The sequence below is a fragment of the Sanyastnella coralliicola genome, from assembly GCF_030845195.1.
Taxonomy (GTDB): Bacteria; Bacteroidota; Bacteroidia; order Flavobacteriales_D; family Sanyastnellaceae; genus Sanyastnella; species Sanyastnella coralliicola.
This window is the reverse complement of sequence record NZ_CP132543.1, coordinates 1,997,523-2,009,997: the sequence shown is the minus strand read 5'-3', so window position 1 is coordinate 2,009,997 and position 12,475 is coordinate 1,997,523. Positions and strand designations below refer to the sequence as shown.

The window sequence follows — 12,475 nt, the reverse complement described above, 5'->3', positions numbered from 1 at the left end:
GAATCTACCTTCGCATTTCATTGACTTACAACGTCGTTATCGAGCAAGGCAACAAAGCCTGCTTGTTTTTGTAATAGGGAGTGACAAGCAAATTTGCATGAGCTACATCATTAGAATCGGACTTTTTCTGGGCGCACTCCTGTGCTGCATCAGCACTGTTATGGGTCAATCTGACGCCAAAATCATCACTGGGAAAGTGATCGATGCGGATTCTGGAGATGGGATTCCTTACGCTACAGTGGTCTTCCAATTGGCCGATGATTCAGTCATTGGAGGTACCAGTACCGATGAAAGTGGCCAATTCCGCGCTAGCGTCAATGCTGAAGATATCAAGATTCAGATCTCATTCATTGGATACGAAACACTGGTGATAGAGAATCGAAGTCTGAATGCTACTGAGAATAATCTCGGTGAAGTAGGACTCACTCGTTCCGCGCTAGCGCTAGAAGAAGCAGAAGTAGCAGCCGAGAAATCGACGGTAGAATTCAAGCTCGATAAACGCGTGTTTAACGTAGGTAAAGACATTAGTAGCACGGGAGCGGGTGCATTAGAGGTGCTAGATCAAGTGCCCTCAGTCAACGTTGATATTGAAGGGAATATCACGCTGCGTGGAAATGGCGGTGTACAAATTCTGATTGATGGTAAACCGTCTGTGCTTTCAGATGACGGCGCCAACGCTTTAGGTACCATTACTTCAGATATGATTGAGAAGGTAGAAGTGATCACCAATCCTTCTGCGAAGTATGAGGCCGGTGGGACCTCTGGAATTCTAAATATCGTTCTGAAGAAGGAGGAGAAGACCGGAATTAACGGCTCGATCTCAGTTAATACAGGTATTCCAGACAATCATAGCATTGGAGCTAGTTTGAATTACCGCACCAAAAAACTCAATCTGTTCACGCAATTGGGCGGTGGGTATCGTTCACTTCCAAGGTTTAATGAGAGCACGAATATCAACAGGCTCGACAGCACGATCATTGAGAGTGATGGGGTGGCGTACCGAAACGAGCAGTTTGTAAATATTCTGCTTGGAAGTGACTTCTACTTGAATGATTTCAATACGATTACGATTTCTGGAAACTACGCGCTTGAGTTAGAAGATCAACCTTCTGAAACGGATTTCAATTTCTACAGCATTGGGGAAGAGGCGATTCCAGCATGGGAACGCACAGAAGTGACAAGTGCGGTGAATCCGAAATGGCGTTATGATGTGCAGTACGAGAAGCAGTTCAAAGACGACAAAGAACACAAACTTCAATTCAGTGCACTTGGTAATTTCTTCGGAAAAGACCTTGAATCAGAATTCACCAATACCGCGTTGTCTAATGCAGTTGAAGATGAATTTCAGCAAACGGCATCGAACTTCTTTCAGTCTGATTACACCTTCAAGCTTGATTATACTGATCCTGTGTCTGAGCTGGTAACACTTGAAACGGGCTTTCAATACCAAATCAATGATGTAGGAAATGAATTCAAAGTTTCTGACCTCGTTGATGGAGTATGGGTGGTAGATAGCGGATTGACGAACACCTTTGAATGGAATCAGAAAGTGCTCGGTGTATACGGAACAGCGGCCTATGAAAAGTCAAACTGGGGTGTGAAGCTCGGACTTCGCGTAGAGAACACTGACCTGAATACCTTCCTGGTTGATACCGAAGAGGCGAACGATCAGAACTACACTAATCTCTTTCCGACGGCCCATGCATCGTGGAAAGCGACGGAGCGATTCTCATTGCAGGCAGGATACTCTCGAAGAATTTTCCGTCCGCGTTTATGGGATCTGAATCCATTCTTCAACATCAGAAATGCCTTCAACATTCGTCAAGGAAACCCGGATCTGCAGCCTGAGTTTGCTGATTCCTATGAGTTGACGGCCATCATGCTCCTTCCAAAAGTTTCATTGAACGGAAGTGTATACCATCTCTACACCACCGAGGTAGTTGAACGCGTCTCATTCTTCGAGAACAACGTCAATGTGACGATGCCTTTGAATATCGGAACAGAGAATAAAACAGGGATTGAACTGAACGGAAAGTATGAGCCAATGAAGTGGCTGACCTTGACGGGAGATTTCAATTATGGTTTCTTCCAACGCCGGGGTGAGTTCCAAGACCAGCGTTTTGATTTTAATGGAGATCAGTGGGAAGGCGAGTTGACGGCGAAAATGAAGCTTCAAAAGACCGTTGATTTTGAAGTGTCTGGAGAGTACAACTCAAGCGTAATCACCGTACAAGGAAGGCAATCAGCTTCCTGGAGCCTTGATCTTGGTTTACGTAAAAAGCTATGGAAGGGGAAAGGTGTCATCAACGCAAGCGTGCGAGATCTTTTCGCTACACGAATTCGTGAGACCGTTATTGATCGCGATGACTTCTACCTCTACAGCTTTTCACAGCGTGGAACATTCTTTACCTTAGGTTTTAGCTACAGCTTCGGAAAGGGAGAGGCCATGACATATTCCGGAAGGGTGCGTCGATAATGCGTCTTTTTCAATTGTAGCCGTCTATCAAAGAAAACATGACGGAAGCACTCTGGGAAGAATTCAAACAGCCGATTGAGGCATTTATCCGAACCAAAGTTCATCAGGACGAGGTGGAAGATCTCCTTCAAGATGTTTTCATGAAGATTCATCAGAAAGTGCACACGGTGCGTGAGCACGATCGGATAGAGTCATGGGTGTTTCAAATCACACGAAATGCGATCATTGATCACTACCGAACTAAACGTCAGAATACCTCACTCACCGTGGATATTCCAGAAAGGATGGAAGAAGAGTCATCCGTTGATTTTTCTCCGTGTATTCAACCGCTGCTAACGCAGCTTTCGACGGAAGATCAGAAGCTTATTTCTCGGGTAAATTTAGAAGGTGGCTCTCAAAAGGCTATCGCCGAAGAGCTTGGGATTGGATACAGTGCTTTGAAATCACGAGTTCAACGTGCCCGTCAACGGTTAAAGGATGTGTTTGTCGAGTGTTGTGAGATTGAGTCAGATGTGTATGGTCACATAGTTAGCGCCAAAACACGGGATTGTTCTTGCTAATGCGTCTTTTTGATTTGCCTTCGTCTACTAGGGTGAATCTTAAAACAAAGCTTCATGAAATCAAATGATCCATGTTGTGGTAACGATAGCGGGTGTTGTACTTGCTGCTGTTGCCAATGTTCACCGAATCAACAAGGTGGCAATTGCCAATGCTAAGGCAAAAAGGGTGGGAGTTTTTCCGCCCTTTTTTATTCGATAGCCTGGAGCAATGCTTCAGCCTCACTCAAGAGTGCTTGACAATGCATGCCCACACCACTTTTGATGATGACATTGAACTGAACAATGTGTTTGAATTCGTCAGCTTGAATCGATTGAATGAACTTGACCGAATCTTCTGGAGAAAAGGCAGCGAAATTGTAATTCAGCGAGAATGGAACCGAGGTATTCATATAATTGGTGATCATGGGTAAGTATTGCGACTTATCAATCTCGTGCCACTCGTAAATCGCTGGCTGAGCGGCTGTGTAATAAGAGATGAGTCGTCCTCTCAGATTATCGTCTTCAATCAAACCAAGTTTTCCTGTACTCTCAAGTTCAATGAAGGTAGAAGAGGCAAATCGCTGCGACACCGTGTTAACCATAATGGCAATATCGCTGCGATAATCACCTAATGGTTTCGGTTCTTCTGACTTTAATAAACTGATAGCTGCTTCTCGCGTTTGCTCCATGAATTTGAGTTGCTGATGCGCCAAGGCTGTGTCTCGCTGAAGATCTGTTTTCAGCTGAGCGATGATTCGTGCTTGTTCGTCGCTCATTGTGCGTGAGGTTCGCCATTCATTTAGCATGAAGGAAATGGTAATACCGGCGATAAGGATCAGGAGCTCCATGAAATAAGCTCCTGGTTTCTTCAGCTTGAGTTTCATGAACTCAAGATAACCATTTTGACATGCAGCTTGATCCAGTGCAATCGTCTGAATTTCATACCTTGAAGCTCCAATACAACGAGCTATGAAACCGATACTCTCTCTCTTTGCTGCTAGTGTTATCAGCGTAGCAGCTTTCTCTCAAGTTTCAGTTGAGCCTGATGTTTCAGCCAATGATCTTGTCTTTGACTTCTTGCTCGGAAGCGGAGTCTTAATTGAAGACGTTGAATACGGTGGAGCAGACATCCAAATTGGTTCGTTCATGGATATGGGCGTCATCGGATTAGACAGTGGATTGGTCATGTCTACCGCAGACGTAGAAAACATTGATGCAGGGAATGATGCTCCCGCTTTTGGAGAGGTTCCTTTCGGAGAGGGCGTTAGTGGTGATGCTGATTTGTTAGATATCGCCAACTCTGTACCTCCACTTATCGGTCAGAATTTCTCGATTTCGGCCATTAACGATGTGGTTTCACTTGAGTTCGACTTCATTCCCTACGGAGATAGTTTGGCGTTCAATTACATCTTCGGATCAGACGAGTATCCAGTGTGGGTAAATACGGCATTCAACGATGCGTTCGCATTCTTTATTAGCGGTCCCGGTATCACAGGTCCTTATAGTGCTCCTGATGGTTTCCCTGATGGGGCTGAAAATATTGCTTTCGTTCCTGGAACGGATCCAAACGTTCCAATTACGGTGAGTTCAATCAATGACCAGACCAATAGCGAATTCTACGTTGACAATATCGACAATGAAGGAATCTACGTGAACGGCTATACCACGGTGCTGACAGCCTACAAGACGGGCTTAACAGTAGGAGAGACCTACCACATTCGCTTGGCCCTTGGAGATGGTTCAGATACGGCATTAGAGTCGATTGTAGCACTGCAAGCAGGTTCTTTCTCGGCGTACTCTACAACCGAGAATGTGGGTGACCCGGGTGACCTTGATTTCGACGGAGATATTGACGTGAATGACTTACTCGAATTACTCGAGAATCAAGGCTGTCAAGGCTTCGATTGTATCGGAGACATCAATGGAGATGGAATCGTGAATGTCATGGATATTCTCGAGTTCCTTGGTCTATTCTGATCCTTTCACGCTGAAGTGCACATTTTCAATCATTTATAGTCCGATGTCTGACATGTTTCGCTGAAACTCTTGGGCCGATTTCCTCGTTAGAGAAATCAAACCGAGACATCATGAAACGACTAATCAGCTTAGCGGCGCTCATTGGGTGCCTCTCTATCAGTTCTCTGGGCCAGCAATACATAGTCAAAGAAGAAGGCGATACCTTAAACGGTAAGTCCTTGGTTTTTGTTGACCCAATCATGAAGGACCCGTATTTCTTATTAGATAGTGTTCAGATTAATTGGGATGATATTTCGCTAGCGCGGAATCAGCATGGTGTCTTTGCCAACGTTTCGGATATCTCTTCAGGAAAAGCCTCATTCGCCATGCGTATTCGCAAAGGTGAACTATCAATTTTCGAGAAGGTAGATATGAGTGTTTATGGGGAAGATGAACTTCCAACTGAAATGCGGACCGGTCAAGAACGTCGTCATTTAGCCCGAGGTAATATGGATTATCTTATGGAAGACGGAGAGCTGTTCGTTCCAACCTATCAGAATCTCAATCAAACACTCAAGTCATCAGACCGAGCTATGGGGCACTTGAAGGAAATGCGAAAATACCAATGGATTAAGAGAGGTCTTCTCTACGGAGGCGGAGGTTTAGTCACCGCCAGCATCATCACCATGGACGGTGGTTTTGCCATCAGTCCGCAACTCATCCTCGGTTTGATTTCAACCGGAAGCAGCTTCTTTGTCAACGCAGCCATCGATGATTATCGATGGATGGCTGTGGAATCGTATAATATTGAGTCGAGTTTAGCTCAGCACTAGCTTAGCGCGATTTGAATGCGTTGATCGCATTTCGCGTGAAATCAGAGAGGACCAAGGTTCCTGACATGGCAGCACGCTCCATGAGGAGTTCGTCCCAATGATCTGTTCCTTGCCAAAAGATCTCCTTTAACATACGCATTGCTTCCGGGTTGCTGTTAGCTAGTTTATTCGCTAGCGCGGAAACGCCTTGGTCTAAGGCTTCAGCATCGTCAAAGATCTCAGCGTACAAACCTTTCTGTGCAGCCCATTCTGCCGAGCGCCATTCAGTAGCGTTGATTGCCAATTGGCTCATTGATGAAGTACCAATTTTACGCTCTACGGCTGGTCCTACCACAAACGGTCCGATACCTACTGCTAGTTCGCTCAGCTTTACAGCAGCAAATTTTGTAGCTAGACAGTAGTCTACTGCGCTAGCCATTCCTACACCGCCACCAACGGCTTTCCCTTGCACACGGCCGATAATGAGTTTCGGACACTTACGAGCAGCGTTGATTACGTTCGCGAATCCAGAGAAAAAGGCTTTTCCTGTGGCTTCGTCGTCAATAGCGATGAGTTCATCAAAGCTCGCTCCAGCGCAGAATGCACGGTCTCCGGCTGACTTTAGAATGATCACCTTGATGTCATCATTTTTACCAGCTTCAGTGATTGATTCAGCAAGCGCTGCCAAGAGGTGACCTGGAAGTGAGTTACTCGCTGGGTGATAGAATTCGATCGTTGCGATCGATTCGTTGATCTCTGTTTTAACGTAGCCTTCTTGTGCCATGATAGGGAATAAAAAAGCCCTTCCGAAACCGGAAGGGCATATAATGAGGTAGTTATTATCTGTTTTCTACAGGAACGTAGTCGCGAGCGTTCGCTCCAGTGTAGATCTGACGTGGACGACCAATTGGGTCTCCGTTTTCGATCATTTCTTTCCACTGTGCGATCCATCCTGGTAGACGACCGATAGCGAACATCACAGTAAACATCTCAGTAGGGATACCGAGTGCACGGTAGATGATACCGCTGTAGAAGTCTACGTTAGGGTATAGACCGCGTGCTACGAAGTATTCGTCTTTCAACGCAACTTCTTCTAGTTCCTTCGCAATGTCAAGAACAGGGTCATTTACTCCTAGTGCAGCGAGTACGTCGTCAGCAGCTTTCTTAATGATCTTAGCTCGTGGATCGAAGTTCTTGTAAACTCGGTGTCCGAAGCCCATCAAGCGGAAGCTATCCGTCTTATCCTTCGCTTTGTCAACCCAAGTTTGGAGACCGCTACCATCTTCACGAATAGTCTCAAGCATTTCGATAACTGCCTGGTTAGCACCACCGTGTAGTGGACCCCAAAGTGCAGCGATACCAGCTGAGATAGAAGAGTAGAGGTTTGCTTGAGAAGAACCTACGATACGCACTGTTGAAGCCGAACAGTTTTGCTCGTGATCTGCGTGCAGGATCAAAAGCTTGTTCAAAGCGTCATTGACAATTGGATCAATAGTGTAGTCATTTGACGGTAGACCGAACATCATGTTCAAGAAGTTCTCAGTGTATGAGAGCTTGTTGTCTGGGTACGTCAGTGGGTGACCTAGGTTGTTCTTATATGCCTGAGCAGCTAGGGTTGGTAGCTTTGCGATCAAGCGGTGAATCGTCAATTCAATGTCTTTGAACGGACGATTTGGATTCTGTGATTCTGGGTAGAACGTAGACAAGCTTGAGATCATCGACGAAAGAATTCCCATTGGGTGTGCATCCGTAGGGAACGCTTCGAAGAAGCGACGCATGTCTTCGTGTACCAATGTGTGGTGAGTGATGCTGTCAGTGAAGTAGCTCAACTGATCAGCATTCGGAAGTTCACCGTACATGAGGAGGTAAGCTACTTCGAGGAAGCTTGCCTTTTCTGCCAACTGTTCGATCGGATAACCGCGGTAACGGAGAATTCCTTTTTCACCGTCGAGGAAAGTAATTGCGCTCTTGGTAGATCCAGTGTTCTTAAATCCGGAATCAAGGGTGATGTACCCCGTCATTCCACGTAGTTTGGAAATATCAATTGCTTTCTCTCCTTCAGATCCTTCAATAACGGGGAGTTCATATTCCTGTCCATTGAGGATAATCCGCGCCGTTTCGCTCATTATTTGTTGGTTTTTTGGGGTGTCTAAATGGGTGTGCAATATAGGAAGAATTAAAGTGCGAATATCACATGATTCTCATCAAAAAAAATGAGGCGGTGTACGCCTCAAATCTCATATAACAGTCTATTGGAAAGTTGGTTTAAAGTTGTCTCGATAATCTTCCCAAGCCTGTTGTGTGTTTTCTGCTTTATGACCGTCGTCTGCAAAGAATCGCAGGTACATTTCAATCTGCTGCGGACTCTGCATTCCTCGCACCCCAGTGATCATCTTTTGATCTTCATCAAGGAAGACAACAGTAGGGTAGGCGCTTACGCGCATTGCGCGAGTTAATTGGTGTACACCGTTACGTCCGGCTTTGTTCGGAACGTAATCTGGGTTCGCATACTCTTGACCTTGGAATGTCACTGGATCTGGTGATTCAGCGTCAAACTTCACTGCGTAGTAGTTCGCATTTACGAACTCCACTACATCAGGATTTGAGAAGGTGTTCTTCTCCATCATTTTACAAGGCCCACACCATTTGGTGTAAACGTCAATCATGATCTTACGAGGTTCTTTCTTCTGGGCTGCCAGCGCTTCTTCGATGGTCATCCAGTGAATTTCAGATTGCTGCGCCACAGCGGTAAACATCAGCAATGATAGAATAGAGGTCAATAATAATCTCATGATGTAGATCGTTGGTAAACAAGGTGTACGGGGAATTCCCAGTAACGATTCAAATATCCGAAAAAAAAAGCGCCCCTAAGGGCGCTATATGGTTTAAAGATGTTAATCTCAGCTTATTCCACACCATGCATAAGCTTCGTCAAAGGCTTACTTAGAACGGCGATTAGAATCGCAAATCCGACAAGGACGAAACCAATGGTAGAGAAGGTGTCAACGTACTTCTCAAGACCTTCAGCCAATGAAAGTGATTCTCCACCTTCTTCACCTCCAGTCAAGGTAGCAATCGCACCGGCCAAGTAGTTCGCCATCGCAAATGATAGGAACCACCCACCCATTGCAGTACCCGCAATGTTTTTCGGCGCTAGCTTAGTTACCATTGAAAGACCAATAGGTGAAAGGAAGAGCTCTCCAGTTGTATGTAACATGTACAGGAATACCAATGTCAATAGTGGCACTTGGAAATCGCTCTCGAATTGAAGACCTACAAGGGTAATCAAGAACCCGAGACCGAGCTGAAGAATACCGAGAGAGAACTTCATTGGAATCGATGGGTTGCGGCCTTTCTGCGAGAGTTTCACCCACATCACCGAGAAGATCGATCCAAAGAGGATAATAAAGGCAGGGTTGAAGAACTGCGTCATGGAGGCTGGCATCGTCCAGCCAAATATTTCACGACTCACATTACGGTCAGCGAAAAGCGTCAGCGAGGTTCCAGCTTGTTCGAAACAAGCCCAGAATACCACGTTAATAATCATCATGATCACCAAGGCAATCATACGATCACGCCATACAGGTCCTTCTTTCGCTCCAGCTGAAATTAGCTGAACCGCTACCCCTACGAAGATCAAGATTAGGAGTATCCATAAATACTCTGCCAATGAGATCAAGTAGAAACATACTGGGATGATCAACAGCGAGACGATGGTAATCAAACCAGCCACATTCAACGGACCAGCAACTTTCTTAAGTCCTGCCTCGCGAATGTCAAGACCTTCTGCAGCTTCGTAGTTCTTACGTCCGAAGAAGAAGATGGCAAACCCGAGCAACATACCGAATCCAGCGAGGGCGAACCCTTTCTCGAATCCATAGGTTTCACCTACATAAGCCACAACGGTGGTGGCGAGCAGGGCTCCAATGTTAATACCAATGTAGAAAATGGTAAACCCGGAATCTCGTCGAGGATCTCCGTCTTGATAGAGCTTACCTACAATGGTGGATATGTTCGCTTTGAAGTACCCGTTACCCACAATGATGGCCCCCATACCAATTAGAAGGAAGTCTTCGCTACCTCCAAGGATCAAGAACTCACCAATAGACATCAAGACAGCACCCAATAGGATCGCATATCGATATCCAAGGAATTTATCAGCCATACGTCCTCCGAGAACGGGAGCTGCGTATACCAACGCGGTGTAGGCACCGTAAATGATGCTGGCTTCCGCATCACCTTTCATTAGTGATTTAACCAAGTATAAGGTGAGGAGAACACGCATTCCGTAGTAACAGAATCGTTCCCACATTTCAGAGAAGAATAGGGTCATCAGTCCCTTAGGATGCCCTGTAGGTGCAGTACTCATATGTTTGGATTAAGGGTTAGTGTTTTTCGTCCAGCGTAAATCTAGCAAATTTCGCCAGCGCTAACTATCAGTGTTTTAGAGGTTCTCGAGAGTATAATCAAGCATCATTGTGAAGAGGTGCAAGCGTGTATTCCCTCCGTAAATACCGTGATTCTTGTTCGGATAAATGAACAGATCGAACTGCTTATTGGCTTTCACCATCGCATCAATCATCTCCATGGTATTCTGGTAATGCACATTGTCATCCGCGCTTCCGTGGATCAGGAAGTACTTACCTTCTAGTTTATCAACGTGGTTGATAGGAGAGTTGTCATCGTATCCAGAAGCATTCTCTTGCGGTGTGCGCATGAAACGCTCTGTGTAAATCGTGTCGTAGTAACGCCAGTTCGTTACCGGAGCTACCGCAATACCCATCGTGTATACTTCAGCTCCCTTTGTCATACACAATGAAGTCATGTAACCACCGTAGCTCCATCCCTGGATCCCGATACGTTCAGCATCAACGTAATCTTGATTGCCCATGTACTTTGCGAAGTCGATGAAGTCTTCTGTTTCATACTTCCCTAGTTGCATGTAGGTTGAGTGCTTGAATTCACGTCCGCGGTACATTGTTCCACGTGGGTCTACACTTACTACGATGTAACCGTTTTGAGCGAGTAACTGGTGGTAGAGGTAATTTGAACCTCCCCAAGAATCAGAAACTGTGTTATGTCCAGGTCCTCCATAAATGGCTACGTATACTGGGTACTTCTTCGCTGGATCGAAGTCAGCGGGTTTGATCATCCAACAGTTCAGGGCGTCACCATTGCGGTTATCGAAAGTGAAGAATTCCTTTTGACTTAGGTCGTACTTCTTAAGCGTCTTCTTCAAACTTGAGTTATCCTTCAATACACGAAGCTCTTTCCCTTTGCTGTCGTGAAGCGAGATGTAATAAGGTGTATTGGCATCAGTGTGGTAGTTGATGTAATACTTGCATCCTTCACTAAACACGGCGCTATTCGAACCTTTGCGCGTGCTCAATTGCTTCTTCTTTCCGCGCTTGATGCTCACTGAGTAAACGTGCTGCTCAATGGCAGACACCTCAGAAGAAGAATAGAACACTTGTCCTTTGTCTTGATCCAGCCCAAGGAACTCAATTACGTCCCATTCTCCTTTTGTCAGCTGCTTCACTACGTTTCCGCTCATATCGAAACGGTAGATGTGGTTGTAACCATCGCGCTCTGAATTCCACAAGAAGGTCTTACCGTCTTCCAAGAAAATGAGGTTGTCGTTGATCTCAATGTAAGTGTCAGCCTTTTCTTCGAATACCACTTTCGTAGGAATGGTGAATGGATCGTCAGGAGAGATGTTGGTCATCAAGAACTCTAGATGGTTCTGGTGACGGTTCATACGCATCACACAAAGGCGGTTGTTGTTTAAGGTCCACTTGATGCGTGGAATGTATATGTCTTGCTCAGTGCCAATGTCTACTGGTTTAGACATTTCCTCTTCAAGGTCGTAAACCAAAATGTTGACGAGACTATTCTTTTCGCCGGCTTTCGGGTACTTGAAGGTGTATTGATCAGGGTAAAGCTCTCCGTACATGGCCATTTGGAACTGCTTAACGCGGTCTTCATTGAACTTGTAGTAAGCCAAGCGATCTCCGTTTGGCGACCAGTACATTCCTTTGTCAAAACCAAATTCCTCTTCGTACACCCAGTCTGTAGCACCGTTGCTGATAACGTTTTCTTTTCCATCAGCCGTTACTTGAACTTCTGTGCGGTACTGAATGTCAGTAATGAAGATGTTGTTTTCACGAATGAAGGCTACTTTATCAGCAGCCGGAGAGAAAGTTGCCAGGCGCTGTTTCCCCAACTTGGCATCAGCCAGTGGGAAGGCTCTTTTCTTCTCGATATTATATACGTAGTAGTTCGCTCGTGTACTATGACGGTAAATTGACTCCGTATCGGTCGAGATCAACATCATCTTTTCATCGGCACTGAATTCGTAATCGTCTATTCCCGTGCTCGCATCATTGAAGATGTCTTTTGATGTAGCAAGTGTTGCTACTTTCTTCCCCGTTTCAAACGAGTACTTCACAATCTCAGATCCGTTTTCCTGCGAGTATTCAAGGCTTGTGTAGTGCACTCCGTCTGACATTGAACGGAGGCCTCCTACGTATTCTGGTCTGAACTCTCCTGAGTACCAGATGAGTTCATTTGAAAGTTCTTGTTTCTGCGCTAGCGCGGAATAGGGCAGCGCTAAGAGCATGATGAAGCTAATTGCAAAAAGGTGTTTCATTTCAAGCGAGGGTTTATCTTTGGCTCAAGGCGTCCGAATATAG

10 protein-coding genes are annotated in these 12,475 nt (G+C 45.5%); 4 read left to right on the top strand and 6 right to left on the bottom strand.

The genetic code is table 11. From position 1 onward, the window contains the following. Positions 1-97 precede the first annotated feature (97 nt). Together RA156_RS08435 and sigZ are read left to right on the top strand one after the other, a co-directional pair. A complete protein-coding gene (locus RA156_RS08435) occupies positions 98-2,476 on the top strand; it encodes a TonB-dependent receptor (protein ID WP_306644142.1) in 2,379 nt (792 codons plus the stop codon). Between the two features lie 38 nt (positions 2,477-2,514). Next, complete coding sequence (gene sigZ, locus RA156_RS08430) at positions 2,515-3,036, top strand: RNA polymerase sigma factor SigZ (protein ID WP_306644141.1); 522 nt, start codon at positions 2,515-2,517, stop codon at positions 3,034-3,036. A 188-nt stretch (positions 3,037-3,224) separates the two neighbouring features. Here sigZ and RA156_RS08425 read toward each other — a convergent pair whose 3' ends face one another. Continuing rightward, entirely contained in the window at positions 3,225-3,899 is a 675-nt protein-coding gene (locus RA156_RS08425) for a hypothetical protein (RefSeq protein WP_306644140.1), read from the bottom strand. Between the two features lie 85 nt (positions 3,900-3,984). Between RA156_RS08425 and RA156_RS08420 the strand changes: the two genes are divergently transcribed. Then, complete coding sequence (locus tag RA156_RS08420) at positions 3,985-4,992, top strand: choice-of-anchor L domain-containing protein (RefSeq protein WP_306644139.1); 1,008 nt, start codon at positions 3,985-3,987, stop codon at positions 4,990-4,992. A 110-nt stretch (positions 4,993-5,102) separates the two neighbouring features. Then, positions 5,103-5,804, top strand: coding sequence for a hypothetical protein (locus tag RA156_RS08415; protein WP_306644138.1), 702 nt, complete (start codon positions 5,103-5,105; stop codon positions 5,802-5,804). 1 nt (position 5,805) lies between these two features. On the opposite strand, the gene RA156_RS08410 is transcribed toward RA156_RS08415, so the two are convergent. The 5 genes from RA156_RS08410 to RA156_RS08390 all read right to left on the bottom strand — a co-directional run bounded on the left by RA156_RS08410 (position 5,806) and on the right by RA156_RS08390 (position 12,432). Further along, positions 5,806-6,567 carry an enoyl-CoA hydratase/isomerase family protein gene (locus RA156_RS08410; protein ID WP_306644137.1) on the bottom strand — a complete coding sequence of 254 codons (762 nt, stop codon included), beginning with the start codon at positions 6,565-6,567 and terminating at the stop codon, positions 5,806-5,808. Positions 6,568-6,622: 55 nt separating this feature from the next. Beyond that, positions 6,623-7,909 (bottom strand): citrate synthase, encoded by a 1,287-nt coding sequence (locus tag RA156_RS08405; RefSeq protein ID WP_306644136.1) that lies wholly within the window; start codon positions 7,907-7,909, stop codon positions 6,623-6,625. A gap of 123 nt (positions 7,910-8,032) precedes the next feature. Further along, positions 8,033-8,575 (bottom strand): thioredoxin family protein, encoded by a 543-nt coding sequence (locus RA156_RS08400; protein WP_306644135.1) that lies wholly within the window; start codon positions 8,573-8,575, stop codon positions 8,033-8,035. A 113-nt stretch (positions 8,576-8,688) separates the two neighbouring features. After that, positions 8,689-10,152, bottom strand: a complete 1,464-nt coding sequence (locus RA156_RS08395) for a peptide MFS transporter (RefSeq protein ID WP_306644134.1) — start codon at positions 10,150-10,152, stop codon at positions 8,689-8,691. A gap of 75 nt (positions 10,153-10,227) precedes the next feature. Continuing rightward, positions 10,228-12,432 carry a S9 family peptidase gene (locus RA156_RS08390; RefSeq protein ID WP_306644133.1) on the bottom strand — a complete coding sequence of 735 codons (2,205 nt, stop codon included), beginning with the start codon at positions 12,430-12,432 and terminating at the stop codon, positions 10,228-10,230. Between the last annotated feature and the right edge of the window lie 43 nt (positions 12,433-12,475).